Source organism: Anatilimnocola aquadivae, assembly GCF_049819085.1.
In the GTDB taxonomy this organism is placed as follows: Bacteria; Planctomycetota; Planctomycetia; order Pirellulales; family Pirellulaceae; genus Anatilimnocola.
Genome location: NZ_CP187419.1, coordinates 499,652 through 518,774, shown reverse-complemented (window position 1 = coordinate 518,774; position 19,123 = coordinate 499,652). Strand labels below are relative to the sequence as shown.

General features: G+C 60.4%; 10 protein-coding genes. 5 read left to right on the top strand and 5 right to left on the bottom strand.

The window, feature by feature from the left end; translation table 11 throughout:
- The first annotated feature begins 259 nt into the window (after positions 1-259).
- Entirely contained in the window at positions 260-9,460 is a 9,201-nt protein-coding gene (locus NA78x_RS02110; protein ID WP_425616767.1) for an autotransporter-associated beta strand repeat-containing protein, read from the top strand.
- A 144-nt stretch (positions 9,461-9,604) separates the two neighbouring features.
- Here NA78x_RS02110 and NA78x_RS02105 read toward each other — a convergent pair whose 3' ends face one another.
- From NA78x_RS02105 to selA, 3 genes are all read right to left on the bottom strand, one after another.
- A complete protein-coding gene (locus tag NA78x_RS02105; RefSeq protein ID WP_425616766.1) occupies positions 9,605-11,011 on the bottom strand; it encodes a phosphoglycerate kinase in 1,407 nt (468 codons plus the stop codon).
- A 149-nt stretch (positions 11,012-11,160) separates the two neighbouring features.
- Positions 11,161-12,153 (bottom strand): hypothetical protein, encoded by a 993-nt coding sequence (locus NA78x_RS02100; protein WP_425616765.1) that lies wholly within the window; start codon positions 12,151-12,153, stop codon positions 11,161-11,163.
- 225 nt (positions 12,154-12,378) lie between these two features.
- Positions 12,379-13,845 (bottom strand): L-seryl-tRNA(Sec) selenium transferase, encoded by a 1,467-nt coding sequence (gene selA / locus NA78x_RS02095; RefSeq protein WP_425616764.1) that lies wholly within the window; start codon positions 13,843-13,845, stop codon positions 12,379-12,381.
- Positions 13,846-13,972: 127 nt separating this feature from the next.
- Here selA and NA78x_RS02090 point away from each other — a divergent pair, with 127 nt between their 5' ends.
- The 4 genes from NA78x_RS02090 (at position 13,973) to nrdR (ending at position 17,573) form a co-directional block, all read left to right on the top strand.
- Positions 13,973-15,598, top strand: a complete 1,626-nt coding sequence (locus NA78x_RS02090; protein WP_425616763.1) for an acyl-CoA dehydrogenase family protein — start codon at positions 13,973-13,975, stop codon at positions 15,596-15,598.
- An 83-nt stretch (positions 15,599-15,681) separates the two neighbouring features.
- Positions 15,682-16,422 (top strand): 2-C-methyl-D-erythritol 4-phosphate cytidylyltransferase, encoded by a 741-nt coding sequence (gene ispD / locus NA78x_RS02085; protein WP_425616762.1) that lies wholly within the window; start codon positions 15,682-15,684, stop codon positions 16,420-16,422.
- Positions 16,423-16,502: 80 nt separating this feature from the next.
- On the top strand, positions 16,503-17,003 hold the full coding sequence (locus tag NA78x_RS02080) for a DUF1877 family protein (protein WP_425616761.1): 501 nt from the start codon (positions 16,503-16,505) through the stop codon (positions 17,001-17,003).
- Between the two features lie 102 nt (positions 17,004-17,105).
- The gene (nrdR, locus tag NA78x_RS02075) at positions 17,106-17,573 is read left to right on the top strand and encodes a transcriptional regulator NrdR (protein ID WP_425616760.1); all 468 of its coding nucleotides are present in this window, start codon (positions 17,106-17,108) and stop codon (positions 17,571-17,573) included.
- A 4-nt stretch (positions 17,574-17,577) separates the two neighbouring features.
- Here the strand turns inward: nrdR and NA78x_RS02070 are convergent, their stop codons facing one another.
- Together NA78x_RS02070 and NA78x_RS02065 are read right to left on the bottom strand one after the other, a co-directional pair.
- Positions 17,578-18,039, bottom strand: a complete 462-nt coding sequence (locus tag NA78x_RS02070; RefSeq protein WP_425616759.1) for a hypothetical protein — start codon at positions 18,037-18,039, stop codon at positions 17,578-17,580.
- 41 nt (positions 18,040-18,080) lie between these two features.
- Positions 18,081-19,007 (bottom strand): metallophosphoesterase, encoded by a 927-nt coding sequence (locus NA78x_RS02065; protein WP_425616758.1) that lies wholly within the window; start codon positions 19,005-19,007, stop codon positions 18,081-18,083.
- Positions 19,008-19,123 lie beyond the last annotated feature (116 nt).

Sequence of the window (19,123 nt, the reverse complement as noted above, 5' to 3'; positions counted from 1 at the left end):
TTTCGACCCAGAAACAGGCCCGCCCGGCGAGTGGTAATGGTTGATTTCTACACATTTCCCTTGAATTGATAGTTGGCCACTACTATTTTAATGCAGTCCCCGGTAAATCCGGATATTCCTCCCACCTCTCACTTCTCCACCTGCTGACGGCTGACTGCTCTGGCTGCAAGACCTGCGAAGTTGTTTCTGCTGCGAATCAATTTTCTCGCGAGTTAGCGCCATCTCTCTTCCGCCGAATTACGCGAAGGAATTACCTTGCATGGCCCAGGCACGCTCTCTTGCCCCCCTCTCTGCCCGTCAGCGTCTGCTTTCTCCAGCCAAGGTCCGACAACATCGCCGCCGGTTATTTCTCGAATCGCTCGAAGACCGCACCCTGATGGCTACCATTACTGGCGGCACCGTGGTGGGTGGTTTTGAGGCCCTCAATAGTGCGAGCCTGCTCTATCAGTTGAATGCGAGTAGCTTGGCGCTGAACCCAGGCGATCCGGTTGCCGCTTGGAACAATTCTGGTACGGCTGCGAATAACTTCGTCCAGGCCGACCCGCTCAAACAGCCGACGTTCGTCAGCAGCGGTTCGCTGGGGAACAATCAGCCGGCGATCAGCTTTGATGGCAGCCTGGTGGGTGCGGGTGGCGATCCGGCGGTCGCCCCGAATGCCGACGAACTGGTTCTGGCCAGCAGCACGGCACCTGCTTCGATCTTCATCGTCAACAGCACCGCGACCAGCAATGGTCTCTCGGGCATCATCGGCCGAGACAACGGCGACTTCGGCATTCGCCGTCAAAGCGCGACGAGCTGGCAACACCCGGGCGACGGCAATGACCTGAGCAATCCAGGGCTGTTGTATGTGAACGGCGTACCCGGTACCAACCCGACGGCGGCGCTCAACACTTCGCACATTTTGACCGCGACGCGTCCTAGTGGTGCCACAATCGCGTCGACCAGCATTGGCGACTACTTTCAGATTGGCGCGAATACACCACGCTCGTGGGGCGGACAGATCGGCGACATTGTGGCCTTCAATCGCCTGGTCACTGCTCCCGAACAACAGATCATCGAAAGCGCGCTGGCTGCCAAGTATGGCATCACCTTGGGTGCGGGCGACATCTACAACGGCGACAGTCCCGCCAATGGCGACTACGACTTTGGTGTGATCGGCCTGGCCAGCGGCATCGGCGTTCCCGCGAATGCAGCCGTGGGGAAAGTGACCACGCAAACTACCACGCTCGGTGGCTACCCCGCTTCGAACGCGGTGAATGGGACCACGGGGGACTTCACCCACACGCTTAGCAACGACGCGGCACCGGCACTGACGATCGATCTCGGCGGATCGTACCTTGTTTCGAATGTGCTGCTTTACAATCGCGGCGGCGGTTGCTGCCCTGAACGCCTGCGCGATATCACGGTGGAACTGTGGGCGACCGATCCAACTTTGGGCGGCAGTCCCGTCTTCACGTCACCACTGCTCAATCCGGCGAATGCCCTTGGTGGTCCGGCCTCAATTCCCGTTCCCACGTTGACCGCCGGCAATCCCACGGCTGCTCGTTGGACCGTTGTCCGGCGCACACCGGCTGGTGGCGGTCCCAACGATGACACCAACGTCCTTTCGCTCGGCGAAGTCGAAGTCACCGGCTATCTGGCCCAGACCGATGTTATCTCGGCAGGACAAGCAGGCTTCGGTATCGAAGCCTCGTCGGGCACGGTCGGCACGGGCAACTCGCTGGCCGCTGGCTATAAGTTGGCCGCCAATAGCGTCGTCGCCACCGATCTGCCGGCCGCCGTGCAAGGCCGCTGGGAGCGCGCTTGGTATGTCGACAAGACGGGCGTGGTCAACGGCAAACTGGCCTTCGATTTCTCCGACGCAGGCATTGCCTCGATCCCTGTTGGCACGGTCGGCTATCGCTTGCTCTATAGCCCGAATAACAACTTTGAATCTGCCAACTCGTCGTTCACGGCGCTCAATCTTGCGCCTACCGTGGTCGGCGATCAGATCGTGTTCGACGTGCCCGATGGCTCGCTGGCCGATGGCTACTACACGCTGGGGCTCGAAAGCTCGACCGTCACGCTGCAAGCCAGTTCGCAGCAGGCCGGCGATGGCACAGCTGACGATTTCCGCATTGTTCGTAATGGTACGAACCTTGAGTTCTACGCCAATGGCTCGCTCGTGCGCTCGACGCCCGTCGCTCAAGTGGCCAGCATCGCCGTGCAAGGCTCGAGCGACAACGACACGCTTACGGTCGATTTCGGTGGTGGTGCCGTCGGCGCGATTCCGGTCAGCTTTGCCGGTGGTGGTCAAACCGCCGCGCCAGGCGATACGCTTCGCGCGATTGGCAGTGGAACCCAAGCGGCCGTGTATGCCCCGAACGGCGTCGTCAACGGCGCGCTCGATAACGATGGCACGCTCACCGTCGATGGCACGGTCATCACGTTCACGCAGTTGGCTCCGATTGATATCGCCGGCATGGCCTCGGCTCTCGTCGTGTTCCCCAACAGCGACGACGTGGTGACGATCGTCAATGGCGACGACTTCGGCCCAGGCACCAACGATTCGCTCGTCGTCAGCGGCACGAGCAACGGTGTTCCGTTCGAAACTGTGGCCCTGCGCAACAACACGACGGTCACCATCGACACGGTAACTAGCGGCGTGGATGGGAACGACACCATCACGATCAACAGTGCGAACAATGTGCATGGCAACACCAACCTGACCATTCTCACCGGCGCAGGCACCGATGCGGTGAATGTGAACGGTGCACTCGCCGTGACCGGGGCCGTGAGCATCACTGCGGCGAATGTGAGTTCGACCGCTGCTGGCACCATCGCGCAGGGTACAGGCCTTTCGATCACCAACACGGGCGTCGCCAGTTCGCTGGCCGGCATCATCAGCGGAGCCGGTGGCGTGACGAAGAGCGGCGCGGGCACCATCGTGCTGGCGGGCGTCAACACTTATGGTGGCGCGACCTTGGTGCAAGCCGGTACGGTTCGCCTGACGAACTCCAGTTCGCTTGGTAGCACGGCGAGTGGCACCGACATTCAAGCCGGCGCGACGCTCGACTTGAACGGAGCCTACAGCGCGGGAAGTAGCGCCGAGGCAATCAGCGTGCAGGGTGTTGGCGTCGGTGGTAACGGCGCGATCATCAACACCGGCGCTGCGATTGTCAATCAAGGCTTTGGCAATCTCACCCTCACCGGCAATACCACGATCGGCGGTACCGCGCGGTGGGATGTTCGCGGCGGCGTGACTTTTACAGGCAATAACTTTACCTTGACCAAGATCGGTGGCTTTCAGTTCGCGATCTCCAGCCCGCTCAATGGCGCGGCAATTGTACTGAGCGCTGGGCGCACCACCATTCAAACGAGCAATGCCCTGGGCACTGGTGGGCCAACGGATACGACCACCATCAACGCGGGTGCGATCTTGGCCTACTACGGTGCTTATACCGTGCCCGAAGCGCTCATCTTCAATGGCGGCACGCTGGCCTCGGAAAACAACGACACCACCTTCACTGGCAACATCCTGCTGAATGCGCCGATCATCGTTGACACCGTGGCCGGTGGTCACGATATCACGGCCAGTGGTGTCATCAGTGGAGCGGGCAGCATTACCAAGAACGGCACAAGCACGTTGACCTTGTCGAACAAGAATCCCTACGTCGGCGGCACGACGGTCAATGCGGGCACGCTCTCGCTGACCAGTACCGCCAACGACGGCTTCAGCACCGTGGGCGCTGGCAACCTGACCATCAACACCGGGGCCACGGTCATTGCTCAAACGGGCAACAACCAACTTGGCCACACCACGGCCGCGAACATACCCAACGTGTTCATCAACGGCGGCACGTTCACTGCGTCTTCGCCCTTTGCGGGCGGCATGTGGGTGAAGGGTATCACCATGACCGGCGGCACGCTCAACGGCACCACCGGCATCAATCCGCAATCGTCGGTGGGTTCGTTTATCACGACGCTGGCCTCGGCGACGCCTTCGGTCATCTCGGCACCCATCACCAACGGCGTGACCAGCTTGCCCATCACGGTTGCCGACGGAACTGCCGACCCCGATCTGCAAATCACCAGCATCATTTCTAGCACGGGGGGCATTAACAAGCTGGGTCTCGGCACGCTGTCGCTCACCGCCGAAAATACATTCGCTGGTGGGACCATTGTTGATGGCGGCATCTTGGATCTGGCCGATGCGGCCGTCGATGGCGAAGGCGCCGTTCGCGGCGTGGTCACCGTCAATGCTGCCGGCACTCTGCGGCTGTCGACCGCGAACGCTCTCGGCTTTGGTGGAGGCACGAAAGTCGACACGCTCAATATCAACGGAGGCCTCGTCGACAACATCGCCAGTGGCGATAACGGCTGGGGACTCACCATCAACATGGCCGGCGGCACGCTCCGCTCGAACGGCGGCACCAGCAGCAATGCCACAGCGCAGCTCTACTCGCTGGGCGGTGGCTCAGCCATCAACGTCACCAGCGGTGCCGCGAACATTCAGGGCCGCATCAACATTCGCGAAAGCAATCCGGGCAACGTGTTGCCCATCAACGTGGCCGCTGGCGCAACCTTGAACTACTCTGCCGCGACCACGCAGGGTGGCGGCACGATGGGTATTACCAAAAGCGGTACGGGGCTCATGACGCTCACCAATGCCTCCGCTGCCAATGCGGGCGGTGTCTTCACCGTCGCTGCGGGCCAGGTTGATGTGGGGCCAGGTGTTGCTACCGACGGAGCCTGGGCGGGCAACGTCACCGTCAACAACGGTGCCACGCTCCGTCTGCTGCAAGCCGATGCTTTCGCCAACGGCAGCGATTTCACCATCGACGCCGGTGGCACGTTCAACATGAATGGCTTTAGCGACATCATTGGCAATCTAGCTGGCGGCGGCAGCATCACCGGCAACAACGGCGGGCTGTATCTGGATGATTTGAACGCGACTCACACCTTCTCGGGAACGATCGCCGGAACGAACGGGCTCTACATTCGTGGAGCAATCGCCAACAACGGCCAGCAGGTGCTCTCAGGCGCGGGCGCGATCTCGCTGAGTCGCATTGTGATCGGTCGTGGCACGTTGACGATCGACGGACCAACTGTCACCACTTCGGGCTTGACGATTGTGGGTACCAATCGCAACACGGAAATTGCTGGCATCGCCGCAGGTGCGGCCACAGCTGTGCTGAACGTGCTCTCGGGCTCGCTGACGACGCAAGGCCTTGTCGCCGGCGAACGTAGCGACGGCAGCGCGATCACGGCGATCATCAATCACTCCGGTGGCACCATCACCACCACGGGCGATGCTGGAGAAGGGAACGGCGTCCGTCTCGCTCACTACCCGTCATCGGTCACTTACAACATGAGCGGCTCCGGAATTCTGATCGTGAACAACGGCTTCGCCCTCTCGGTCGCGACCGATGGCACCGGCACGTTCCTGCAAACGGGCGGAACGGTCAACACCACGCAGTTGGACGTGAACAGTCGCGTGCCCGTCGGCGGCAGCGGAACCTACACGCTGAATGGTGGAACTCTGAATGTGGGTTCCGGCGGAGTCGTCAGCGACGGTACGCCGTTCTTCGTCAATCTGGGCGGGGGAACCTTGCGGGCGACTGCCAACTTTACGTCTTCGCTGCCGATGAACCTGACCAACGCCACTGGTCCGGCCATCATCGATTCCAATGGCTTCAACATTGGCTTGTCCGGCCAACTCTCGGGCGCGGGTGGCCTCAACAAACTGGGCGCGGGCAACTTGCTCCTCAGCGCCAGCAACCTCTACACCGGCACGACGAACGTCAACGCGGGTGTGTTGCAAGTGCAGGGTGGCGATGCAATCGCCAACGGTGCTGGGCCGGTGAATGTGGCGTTGGGAGCGACGCTGCAGTTGTTGGCGAATGAGACCATTTCGTCGTACGTAGGTGCGGGAGACGGGGTGGGGTCGAATGATTCGTTGTTGGCGTTGGGTGCGAACACGCTGACGACGGTGGGAGATGCGACGATCGCGAATGTGAGCACGGCGGCAGGTGGTGGGATCGTGGCGGGCGGGGCGATCATCGATGGCGACGATGATGTGAACATCACGGGCCCGAATGTGTTCTTGCAGGCGGCGACGGGTATCGGTGCGGGGAATACGCTCGAGACGTCGGTGAGCGCGATTCAGCTGTTCAACACGACGAGCGGCGAGATCAACGTGCTCAACAGCGTGGGCGGGCTGCTCACCGTCAGCGATCTTCGCACGCTGGGCTTTGGTGCTCGCAACGACGGCGGTGCCACAACCATCGTCAACAGCAGTCCGCTGACGATCGCGGCGAACAGCATCTCCGCTGGCAACGTCACGTTCACTGCCACGGACGACAACGATGCGCCGCTGCTCGATGATGATCTGACGATCAATGGCGGCGTGACGGTGCAGTCGACAACGGCGAATGTGTTCTTGAATGCGGGTGACGATGCGATCATCAACGGCAACGTGAGTGCGGCGCTGCAGGTGGTGATTGGTGTGGATGTCGGTGATGCGGAACTGCCGGCTGGCCCCGATGCCACGACCGGTGGCACGCTCACGATTGCGAATGCCGCGGTGATTACCACGCCGCTGGCGCCGGTGGGTGGCACGTACCTGAACGGCAATGACGACCACGATACGTTTAATCTCGCGCCGCAAGGGACGACGGAGTTCTTCATCAGCGGCAACTTGCCGGTGGGAACGTCGCCGGGCGATACGTTGAATTTGGATCTCAGCGCGGCGGTGAATCCGCTGTTGACGCTTGGTGGTATCGGCGCGGGGACGTGGACGTTCGGCGTGCCGCTGCGACAGGTGGCGTACACGAGCATCGAGGATGTGAACGCGAATGCCGCGTATCACTTGGCCCTGGATGCGAACAACACGCCGTTCGGCAACACAGGCATTGATGATCATCTGACATTGTCGCGCAGCGGAGCCGACTTCGTGCTGTCGCGCACCGGTGATGCGATCGCGCCCGATGACAACGACGTGGGCATCGTGTTTCAGGGAGATTTCGCGACGATTCTCTCGTTCACGTACCTTGGCAGTAACGATCGCGACTTCCTTACGATCAACGACCTCGGTGGCCTCGTGAACTTCAGCGGTCTCGCTCCAGGAGCCGGCGACAACACGAACCTCGCCGGCCAGGCCGAGTTCTTCTTCGATGGCGGCGGCAACAACGACACGCTCATCTTCGCGCTCACCGGACCGAGCGCCGCGCAGACGTATGCCTTCGGCACAGGCACCGGCAGCATGCCGAGCAACACGGGCGAAGTGCTCAGCACAAGCAACGCGGTTGATCTGCAGACGTACTTTGCGAACGTCGAACTGGTGCAGCGCACCGGCGCGGGCACCACTCCGGGCGCGCTCACCGTGCTCGGTAGCGACGTGGCTGATGCACTGAGCATCGCCGCGAACCTTGCCGACACGCGCGTGAGCATGGGTGCCGGTTACACGCCGTTCGACTTCAGCGGTGATAATTTTACATCGCTCAATGTGAATGCTCTCGCGGGTGCTGATTCGCTGAACCTTCTCAGTCTCGGCAGTGGCCAGAACAACGATCCGGCAATCAACTTGCACGGTCAAGGCTTGTTCGCCGACGACGGCGCGGTCGATACCCTCCGCGTGCAGAGCACCAGCGGCAACACGGGCATCGTCACACTGCGTGGTGGTCTCGGTGGCGACTTGTTCCAGCTGTTCGATGCGGCTCCCACGGTTGACTTCATCGCCGGTCCGGTCGTCGTCGACGGCAGCGGCGGCGACATGACGTTCGCCGTCGATCGCTTGGAGATCAACGACAGCGGCGATCTCACGGGTGACACTGTCGCGCTCAATGCATTGAACGGAACCGATCCGGATTACGTTCTCACCGGTCTCAATGCGAGCGGAGTCACGTTCCGCAACATCGACAACCTCGATTACACCGGCACGAGCGACGCGGACAATCTCAACTCGCAGTTCACGCCGACCACGACTCCGCACGATCTCGATGCGGTCATCTTGCGCGGCAGCGGCGGCAACGATCAGTTCCGCGTCTTCACCTCCGATCAAATCGGCGGCACCTCGCCGCTGCCCACCGGAACGCCGAGCGGAGTGACGAGTGTCTCGCTGTTCGGCGATGCGGGCCTCGATACGTTCGGCGAAACACCGGCGGGACTCGTCGGCACCGGCGCAATGAACGTCGGCCTCGTGGTCGCACCGACCACGCAACTCATTCGTCCAAGCATGAGCACGGCGATCACGATCAACGGCGGCATCCCCACGAATCCGTTGCCGGCACCAGTCGGCGATATCATCGGCGACACGCTCAATCTCGACATCACTTCGATCCCCAACACCGCGCCCGTCGTCGTTGCCGCCGGTTCATCCGGCGTGCTCAACAGCGCAGGTCAACCGGTCGCTTGGAGCGAAATCGAAGACCTGAATCTCGTCGACCAAGGCAAGCTGACGAATGTGCAAGTCGGCGACTTGTTCGCCCGCACGACCAGTGCGAATGACTTGATTCAGTTCAGCCGCAACAACACGGTGGCACAGCCTCACCGCGTGCGTCTGCGGATCAACAGCACGTTCGGCGACTACAACGTGAGCAATAAGACGATCGTCTATGCCGGCGACGGCGCGGACTACGTCACGCAAGCCAACCTCACGGTCTCGGCCGAGTTCTACGGCGAAGGTGGCAACGATCTGCTCTATGGTGCGACCAACAACGACTGGCTCGTCGGCGGTCTCGATAACGACAGTGTGAATGGCGGCAACGGCGACAATGTGCTGTGGGGCGATAACGCACCTGCATCGACCGATGTGGTTCCGCCGCAGGATTCGCCCATCGGCGGCAACGACACGCTCAGTGGCGGCACCGGCAACGACGTGATTTACGGTGGCGGCGGCAACGATCGGCTTGGCGGCTTCGACAGTAACGACTACCTGCACGGCGGCTTCGGCGATGACATCGCCGACGGCGGCTTCGGCGACGATCGTGTGTATGGCGGTGCGGGTAACGATCAGTTGGCCGGCTATCTCGGCAACGACTTGCTCGTAGGCGAAGCGGGCAACGACATTCTCAACGGCGGCAGCGGCAACGACGTGCTGATCGGCGGTACCGGCGAAGACAACATGAGCGGTGAGTTTGGCAACGACCTGCTCATTACGGGCAGCGTGGCCAACGAACACAGCACGTGGACCTCGGTCGCCAGCGTTGGTCCGTTCAGCGCGGCCACGTATTCGAGCGGCACCGATAACGACGCCGCGCTCCTCGCACTCCTCAACATCTGGGGCACCTCCAACCTTCGCACCGGCCTAGCGACGATCACGCACGACGGTGTCGACGACGACGTCTATGGCAAACTCGGCGACGACGACTTCTGCTGGGAAGCTGCCGACGTCGCCGACCAAGGCCCCACCGCTCTCTCACCCCCCGACTTCCAAGTCCCCGGCAACGGCACCGACGAACGCTTCGGACCTACGATGTAGAACCGCAGTTCTGAGTTTTGAGTTCAGAGTTCTGAGACAAGAGGCTCGGAACGCAGAGGTCAGAGGTCAGAAAGGGCAAAACGCCGCTGTGACTGAGGTCTCACCGGCGTTTGCGTTTTGTTGAGGAGAATGGGACGTGCTCGATTAGGCGTCCTGGGCGGCCATGCGTAGGGCGACAAGATAAGGAACGGGCTCACTGCCAAGAGCGTTGAGGACGGTGCCGCCTGCGGTAAAGCAGTGGGTGACCCAGTTGGGTTGGCCGTAGCGTTCGAGGGCTGTGCCACCTTCGCCGCCACCTACGTAGACCTTGATGCCCGCGTCGGTGAGTCGCTTCAGTTGGCCGATGAAGGCCTTTGTACCGGCCTCGAAGCGAGGATCTTCGAACATGCCGAAGACGCCGTTGTGGAAAGCAACAGTCGATGCTTCTTGTCCCTTTCGACTGGCAATGAAGTCGCCGATCTTCTTGTCGAACAGGGCTATGGTTTTTGGGCCAATGTCGAATTGCTGATCGCCAGGCTGCAGTGTTTCGACAACGCGGGCATCGCCGAGGACAAAGTCGCAAGGCAGCACAAACTCGATGCCCTGCTTCTTGCCGGCCTCCAGCATGCGACGAGCTTGCTCGATGCGGTCGGGCGGGATGTAGTAGGGCTTGTCGGCGTGGGCGGGGTCTTCGGTCACGCCCAGGCAGAATTCTTTGCCGGCGACGAGTGCTTCGGCCTTCTTCAGGGCCATCGCGAGCGAACCGGCTGAGATGATCGTCTTGATCTTGCCGCGATTGATCATCGCTTCGAGATCGTCGAGCTTGTCGATCTTGATGCCGCTGAAGACCACGAACTGAGCCTGCATGCACTCCATCATGGGCCCTTCGAACTCGCGTGCCGTGTACGTGCCGAGGGCAACTCGACTCATGGCGAGTGGAACCACCGTGCTGGAAGCATCGAGGCTGCCAGCGGAGAGAGCTTCGTTCACGTAAACTTCGCCAATCTTTTCGGCGAGTGAATCGGCGAACGTGGCTTGCTTGGCGGCAACGGCGGCGAGCGCATCGGGCTTCGCCTTCCAAAGCGCCGTTTCGATGTCGTAGCCCCGGACGTTTTGCAGCACGAACACGCTACCATTCGGAGCGGCGGCGATTTGCTTCTGCACAGCATCCTTCACGGTGCTGGTGCTTTCGTCGAGCCAATCTTCAATGAGTGTGACTTCGCAATCGAGCAACTTGCCCAGGCGAGTAGTCACCTTGGCGAGCGAACCGATCGGCTTGTCCTTTTCCTTGCGGCCCAGGTGACCAAAGACCACCTGCTTGAAGCCCTTCTGCTGGCCAAACTTGATAGTCTCGACCATCGAGCGAAGGCGAATATCGCCCTGACCAACTTCGGCGCCCACTTTGGCATCGACATCGCCGCGAATCAGGACAGTGGTGCCAGCAGGGAGGTCGCTGAGAGAGTCGAGCTTGGGAATGGCACCCAGGTAGTCGGCGAGCGACAGATGTTCCCGCGTGGCGACCCCCTTGAGCAACTGACAAAGACGGAAAGCACGTTCAGCGGTGACAGCCATCGGTTTCAATCTCCAAACGGAAAGCAGATCGGTTCAAGGTTTTAAGTTTACGGTTCAAGGTTGTCGGGCAGGGAGAGGGTTGCCCCTGGGCAACGCCGACAATGTGCAAGAGTAGCAATTTCCGCCGTTTTTCGCGAGGCGGGGGGGAGCTAGCGCCGCGGCGGCGCCATGTCTTCGCTGCGACGACTGCGCGAGCGGAACCAGCGTTTTCGGGCGGGAGAGGCTTCTTCGACCACTTCGCTGCCGACGCCGTAGTCGACGAGCTCCAGCGTGCTACGGCGCGTGAGAACGTGAGTCTCGTCCGATTCTTGCGACGAGTGCGAGACGACTCCGCCCGGAATGTCGGCCGATTGCATTTCCATCGTGAGGCTTGAACCGGTGGGATACCGGCGCGAGGTACGGACATACGCCACCGAGCGCGTATGGCCAAGGACTTCCTTGGGCATGTCGGACGCCATGACCTCGACCGTGGTCGTGTGCGATTTGGCGTCGCTCGCAACGGGCGTGACGACCGATTCGCGTTTCAAGACAAAAGGGTAAGTCGTTTCGGCATAGTGCACCACCGATTGACGGCGCTGACCCTGGTGTTCGGTTACCGCCTGGCGAATTTCGCAGGGGATGCGTTGGCCGTTAAGCTCCAAGTCTGATGTGCCAACTTTGCGCACGCCCAGAGGCGCTTCGCTCAGGTCGCCCCAATAGCTGAGCTTGGTCACTTGTGGTGGGCGGGCAAAGCGTTTGCCCTCGACTTGAACCGTGACTTCGACGCGCAGTGAATAATCGTGATCGCTGGCTTCAATGAGGGTGGTCTTGGTTTCGGTGATCGAACTGCCCACTGGCTTTCCCTTGGCATCGAGCGTTTCGGCAGTCACGCGCACGACCTTCCAAGATCCAAGAGGAAAGCGACCCCAAGGATGTGCCTCGGGAGGAAACTGCGGCTCGCCGCGCACGGCTGGCTTGGCAGGTTCCACGGTCGCAGGTGCAGGCGCGGGAGATGGCAATTCGCCGTTGGGAGCGAGTGGCAACTTGGCTTCGGGGCCAGTTTGATTTGGAAGCACCGTGACCGGGCGAACCTCTTCTTGCGCAATCAGCCAGCTGCCTAGCAGGCAACAAACCAATAGCGGAAGTAGCAAGAGACGCTTCATCGGGTGGTGAATCAAGGTGCACAATCATGGATGCGAGCTGTAAATCAGCTTGCCAACCAATCTACGAGTCTACCCAACGGTAGGGTTCGATTCACGCGTTTTTGTCGGCTTCGGCCGAGAACCGTTCACAAAAGGACGGGCTGGCGGGCCGGAATTTAACGGTTAAATCGACCAGCGAAGAGCTAGGGCCGGCTGGCAGATGCTGGTGCAAAGCGACCCGCGATGTTACGCCAGGGGAACTTCCTTTGCGGTTTCTTTCGCCGACTCTTTGCCGCGCGCCAGCTGCTCGATTGCCAGCACGATCTGTTGATCTTCACGCGGCGCGACCGTGCGCAAATCGAGCCACACCCGGTCTGCTTCCTGTCGCGCGATGATGGCGGGCGTGGTGCTTGCGAGCAGTTGCAGCAGGTCGGTTGCTGTGCCTTGTGCAGCTTCGAGCGAGAGCCCCCAAGTGGGCAGCCGTTCGCTCGAAAGTTTGGCACCCGTGAGATAGGCATTGCCCGGCAAGATCTCGACCGAGCGCATCGCGGGTGAGGCTGCCAGCTGTGGTGCAAGACGCTCACAGCGATGCTTCAGGTTGTCGGCTGGTGTGGCGAGCAATCCCAAGAGTGGAATCGCGCGCTCGCTGAGATTGGCTGTGGGATCGGCAGCGGTTCGCTCACTGGCTGGGTGCTCGGCCGAGTTGCGATACAGTTCGAGGGTCGACTCGAGCGCTGCCAGTGTGAGCTTGTCGGCGGCCACTGCGCGAAAGAGTGGATACGAAGCCAGACGAGAGATAAAGCTGCTGCGGCCAACGATCATTCCGCACGAGGGACCACCGAGCAAGCCATCGCCGCGTACGATGACCGCCGCAGCGCCCGCTTGTAACGCTTCTTTGGCGGTGAGTTGCTTCGTCAGGCCGAACGCACTGCAATCGATCATGCCACCAATGCCAAGGTCGACAACGACTGGCAGCGAATGCTTGTTCGCCCAGCTGACAACGCCAGGCAAATCGAGCACGTCGTTGGCACCGGTCAATTCAAAGGGAAGACCCTGCTGCCAGAACAAAAATGCCGCGTCGCTGGAGTGGCCAGCGGAGAGATCATCCGCAGTCAATTGATTCAGCGCGCCACACTCGCGCAACTTGCCACCCGCAGCGTCGATCAGTTCGTAGGGGCGAGAACCATCGGCTGCGGCAACCAGATGTGCGCGCGGCACGAGCACTTGGCGACCACCAGCGATTGCACTGGTGACCAGCGAGAGTGCCAGCGACGTATTGTTGGTCACGATGGCCGCTTCGCAGCCCGTGAGTTGTTGCAGCAGTTCTTCGATGCGAGAGCCTCGCCCCGCCAGATCTTGGCTAGTGGCGCGGGCATAGCCGCCAGCCGCTTCGCGCAGGGCGAGCAGAGCTTCGTCGGCCAGGGGTCCGGTGCCTAACTCGGGGTGAATCACAATACCGGTCGCATTGATCACCGCACGCACGCCGGCATGTTCCTGGCGAATGATCCACTGGGCAATCTGCTCGGCGAGTGCCGTGGGTGAGGGGATTTGCCGCTGCGAGACGGCGGTTTGCAGTTCGTGACGCATGCCATCGACGAACGAGCGGACGCTGCTCATCACACGCGTGGGATTCACGCGCTCGACGAGCGATTTCAGCGGTGGGCTTTCGAGCAGTTCGTTGATCGACGGAAAATTTCCCAGCACGGTCGGCATTGCCGCCCTCCAGTCGCAAAGAGAAGGAACACTTTCGAGACTAACTCCCCGCTGAATCCTTCGCAATGCTGCTGGCAAGTGCGAACTGTGCGTCACCAGCCTGATAAAATTCGATTACAGTGGCAACATGAACGCTGGAACCAGAAACCCTGCTCACGAACGGGCCGATCAGAGCCCCGTCTATCGCGCGCTGTGGATGGTCGAAGAAGCTGCCCGCGAATCGCTCTTCCATGTTGCGGTGGAGCATGTTTCCGCTGCCGTTCAAGCAACGATGGCTTCGTCTTTGGCAGTGTTGCACTCCCATCGGCGCGACGGAACCTTGCGCGGCGATGACGGCAAGAATGGCGAGCAGGTCATTCGCGAATTGGGCGCTGCCGGATACTGGGGCCTGCTCGTCGAAGGTGAGTATGGTGGCAGCGGCTGCGGGATGCGTTCGTTTCTGCCGTTCCTCACGCGGGCAGCGGTGATGGATTCTCCCTTCGCTGGACTAGCTGCGGTGCACGGCTGTATCGGCGCGGTCGATCCGCTGCAGGCGTTCGGCAGCGAATCACAGAAGCAGAAGTTTCTGCCGGCTCTTGCGCGAGGCGAAAAGCTGTCGGCGTTCGCGTCGACCGAACCAGCAGCAGGTTCCGATTTGCGACGTGTTCGCACGGCGGCCATTAGGCATAGTGACGAACTGCTGCTCACTGGCCAGAAAGCATTCATTACCAATCTCGCGCCGGGTCGAACGATTGGGCTGCTCTGTCGCGTGGACGATAAGCTCGCCGTGGTGATTGCTGACCTGCCTGCAGCGGAAAGCGAACAGTTCTCGCTCGTGCCTAATCCGCTCCATCCGCTGCGGCACACCATTAATCAGGGCGCGAGGTTCAACCAACTGCCCATTCCGCTGGATTCGCTTTTGGTACCACCGGCTGGCAAAGATGGCTTGGCGATTGTCTATCACGGCTTGAATCGCGGGCGGGCAGCGATCGCGGCCCTCGCTGCAGGGCACTTGCGCACGATTCTCGGTGGCATGCTGGCCTGGGCTCGCGAGCGGCAGGTGCAAGGCCAGGCATTGGCCCTGACCGAACTGGTGCAAGCGCGCGTCGCGCGAGTCGCGGCGCTCATCGCGGGCTGCGATGCACTCGCTGCTTGGTGTGGTACGCTGCTCGACGTCGGCTATCGCTGCGAAGTCGAATCGATGATCGCCAAGGTGTTCGCCAGCCAAGCGGTGAAGGAAGCGGCCTTCGATTTGGCCCTGCCTACGCACGGCGGGCGGTTCTTCCTGCGTGGTCATGCGACCGGAGACAACGCCTATGACTATCTCGCTCCGTGCATCTATGAAGGTGAAAATGAGTTGCTTGGTCTGGCTATCTTTCATGCATTGGCGAAGAAGCCCACGCACTCTGTGGTGACGAGTTCCACCGCCGACGATTGGCAAGCAACTGCTGCGGAAGTCGAGCAACTTTTGCCCGATTCCAGCGGGCGTGTTCTCGGCACCCAAGCTCAAAGACTGGAAATCGCCACACGAATCCAAACGCTCACCGCTCTCGCCGTCATCCAATCCTGGCAACAACTGCCGACCTCAATTCCCCAGCAAACTGCAGCCGACTTGCTCCGCCAACAACTGCAGCGACAGCTCGCCGGCCAGCGCGCAACTCCGCGCGAACGAGCCTTGGAAGTAGAGATCGGGCGAGAAATCCTTACTGCCGATCCCGATTGGTTGGGTGAAGTAGTTCCGTATAACAATCCACTTCCTTACGAACAAGCTTGACGCCCTAGCCAAAACCCACAAAAATACGCCCGTTGTCCTTTTTACCTTTACCTCGGATTGGCGATCCGTCGGGATCCGCACTTGTGGCTACGTTCGCTGTCATCTTGCCCGCCGCTGGGAAAAGTACCCGGTTTGGCGACTTATTCTATAAGAAGCCTTTCGCCCTGCTGGAGAACCGTCCCGTCTGGATGCATGCTGCGGAAAAGTTCTCGAACCGCCCTGAAGTGAAGCAGATTCTGATCGTGATCTCGCCCGAGGATCTCGACCACTTCGAGGAAAAGTTTGCTGGCAATGCCGCGATGATGGGAATCGAAATCGTTACCGGCGGTGTCGAACGGACCGACTCAGTGCAAGCGGCCCTCGCCCGAGTAAGAGACGATATCGAATACATCGCCGTGCACGATGCGGCTCGTCCTTGCCTCACCGAAGAGTGGATCGACCAGGTATTTGCAACCGCCACGCACACGGGTGCCGCACTGCTGGCCGCGCCGGTCACCGCCACACTCAAGCGAGTGGGAAGTGACAAGGTCATTCGTGAATCGGTCTCGCGCGAAGCACTCTGGGAAGCTCAAACGCCCCAAGTCTTCGCCCGGCAGGTGCTGCTCGATGCTTACGCCCGCCGCGGCCCAGAACCGGCCACCGACGACGCGCAGCTTGTCGAACGCTTGCCGCACCCGGTGACGGTGGTCCCTTGTTCGGCAATGAACATCAAAATCACTTCCAAAGAAGACCTGCGTTTGGCAGCCGCCATCATGAAGGCTCTGCCCAAGCCCAAGCTGCTCGGTCCCACGCATCCGTTTGCCGACGACAACCTTTGGCGGTAAACCATGTACGACTTATTGATTGCTAACTCTCCTATGCAATATCACCCCGTTTGTTTCCGCTCACACACACAGGTGCTGCCGTGTTAGGACGAGGCTACTACCTCGCGCTCGATCGCGATCACGCGAAGCGATTGTTCGGTATCAAAGAAGATGCTCCCTTGGGAGCCTTCATGGACGAACTAAAGACCTCGGCAGAGATGAAAAAGAGTGGCCGGGCACTCGATATTGGCACGACGTGGGATCCGCTTCACCGCCTTACGACCGACGGTGAACTCGACCCCAGTGGCGGTGACTTTCCACATAGTCACATCGTGCTCGGTGGCCGCCAGCTGCATCACGGCAGCGATTTCAGCGCCATCCTCATTCGCCCCGACATGGTTGGCTTTGTCTCCGAGGCCATCAACGAACTCAAGCAGCCCGAAGTGCGCGAAAAGTTCGAAGCCTTGCCCGCTTCGTACGCCAAGCCGCGCGGCGATAAAGAATTTGCCGAGTTGTGGATCGCCATTCAGAAGATGCGTGTCTTCTTCGATGCAGCTGCGGAGAATCTCGAAGCGGTCGTGTTTACGGTGAAGTACGCATAACCCCGATGGACCATCGTGGCAGTGGCACGTTGAACGTCGCACGCTATATTGGCAAGTAGCCTGTTGCCGTATCGTTTGCAGCCGTTCTTTCGACATCATCTCATGCGTTGCCCGTTTTGCCGTGTCGATAACGACCGCGTGATTGATTCGCGCGTCAGCCAGGATGGCTTTGCCATTCGTCGCCGGCGAGAGTGCTTGCATTGCAAAAAGCGGTTCACTACCTACGAGCGCCTGGAAGAAATGGGCATCAAGGTGGTGAAGAAGAACAACGTCCGCGAGCCCTTCGATCGCGAGAAAATTCGCTCGGGCCTCGCCAAAGCTTGCTGGAAACGCCCCGTCAGCGACGAACAGATCGAGCAGATCGTCTCGCTGATCGAGAGCGACGTTTACGCTACCGGCGAGAGCGAAATCGACAGCCATCTGCTCGGCGAAATGGTCATGGCTCGCCTCGCGGCTGTCGACCAAGTGGCCTTTGTCCGTTTCGCCAGCGTTTATCGCCGCTTCAAAGACGTTCGCGACTTTGTCGACGAACTGCAGCCCATTCTGAAAAAGAACGCCAAGAATCCCTGATGCGTTAGCCCAGCTTGGGAAACTTCGGCGGGCCACTCGTGTCGCTGGTCTGTCGGGCACCGGCGTTGATCATGAGGATGATCGCGCAGATGACGGCGGCGGTGCTGGCGACTGTGGCAGCGACCCAGATGACGATGGAAAGTGCCAGCGTCTTGCTGCTGGGCGTGGCGGTCGAAGCGGCCGAGAACGCGGCGCTCGGTACGCCGAACACCAGCCAGAACGAAATCCAAAAGGCATTGTGCAGGAACTTGGCCTGCATCCTTGCTCCTTCCGCGGGCTCGATGGGAATGCCCGCTTCGAGCGAGCGGATCCGTTCGGTATGCAACAACTGTCGGCTGACGCGGATCTGCCGAAACAGCAGCAGCAAGAAACCGACCAAGCAGATGAGCGTAGCGCCGACCGCGATCGCCACGGTGGGCCAAATCGGATTGCTGATGTCTGTGGCCGAAGATTGAGCGAGGAACATGGCAGGTGAAACTTCTTGGGGTTAGTTGCCCGAACGGCGTGTTATGTCTTCCACTCGTATTTCGCTTGCTGGCGAAAACCATGAAGCCGAATCGTACCATCGGCAAAGCAATCGAGTAGCGAATAGCCACTATTCGCTGCTCCCGAGCCTTCGACCATCGCGACGAGCGTACAGTAATGAATGCCGCCGATGTCTTTCAAGTCGTTCTTATGGCTGTGCCCTTGAAACACGGCGAGCACCTTGCCGGACTCTTCCAGCACCTTGCGCACTTGCTCGGCATTCTTCACGCCGTGGTCGTTCTTTACATCGAGTCGTTGATGGGCAAAGACAATCGTCCTGTTACTCGTTCTTTTCAGGTCGGCTCGCAGCCAATCGATTTGTTCCGCGGGAATGTTGGCGTCGTTCCATTTAAAATTGTCGCGGCCGTAAGGCTGCAGGTCGTGGCGAAAGCAGGCATCGAGCACCACGAAGTGGAAACCGCCGGCATCGAACGAGTAGTGCGATTCTTTTCGGCCCACTTCGCCCAGAAACTCGTCTTTCGTCAGGGTTGTGACGCAGTGATTGCCCAGAACGTAGTGCTTGTCGCCCGGTAAGGCGGCAAACTGCTTGTTGATAGTACCCAGGTATTTCTTCTCGGTTTCAACCGAGGTTGCAGCATCGATCAGATCGCCGAGCTCGACGACAAAGTCGGGCTTCGCTTTCTCAAACTCCCCGGCCGCTTCGGCCAACTTGGCGAGCGACTCTCGATAGTGCCGCGAGCCAGCCGCCGGCTTGTCAGCGTAGTGCAAGTCGGTGATCAGACCGAACCGCACGCGCCGCTCGGCATCGTCAGCCAACAACGACAGTGGAGAGGTTCCAAGTTGAGATGTCCCAACCACCGCACCGCCCAGCAACCAGAGCGAGCCTTGCTGCAAAAAGCTGCGTCGGGTGCGAACGATGGGTAGCGAGTCTGGCGTGGCGTGTCTCATGGCAGGTGATTCTACCTTCCGCCTGCTAGCGGACAGCAAGTATTTCGAGGGAATTGTTAAGAGGCTGCTGGCAAGGTGCCGATACAGGAGAACGGTGTCCCTTGAGGCGCACGGAT

Coding starts and splice junctions, on each gene's coding strand:
- nrdR (WP_425616760.1), top strand. CDS start 17,106: ATGCGTTGCCCGTTTTGCCGTGTCGATAACGACCGCGTGATTGATTCG.
- NA78x_RS02070 (WP_425616759.1), bottom strand. CDS start 18,039: ATGTTCCTCGCTCAATCTTCGGCCACAGACATCAGCAATCCGATTTGG.
- NA78x_RS02110 (WP_425616767.1), top strand. CDS start 260: ATGGCCCAGGCACGCTCTCTTGCCCCCCTCTCTGCCCGTCAGCGTCTG.
- NA78x_RS02105 (WP_425616766.1), bottom strand. CDS start 11,011: ATGGCTGTCACCGCTGAACGTGCTTTCCGTCTTTGTCAGTTGCTCAAG.
- NA78x_RS02065 (WP_425616758.1), bottom strand. CDS start 19,007: ATGAGACACGCCACGCCAGACTCGCTACCCATCGTTCGCACCCGACGC.
- selA (WP_425616764.1), bottom strand. CDS start 13,845: ATGCCGACCGTGCTGGGAAATTTTCCGTCGATCAACGAACTGCTCGAA.
- NA78x_RS02090 (WP_425616763.1), top strand. CDS start 13,973: ATGAACGCTGGAACCAGAAACCCTGCTCACGAACGGGCCGATCAGAGC.
- NA78x_RS02100 (WP_425616765.1), bottom strand. CDS start 12,153: ATGAAGCGTCTCTTGCTACTTCCGCTATTGGTTTGTTGCCTGCTAGGC.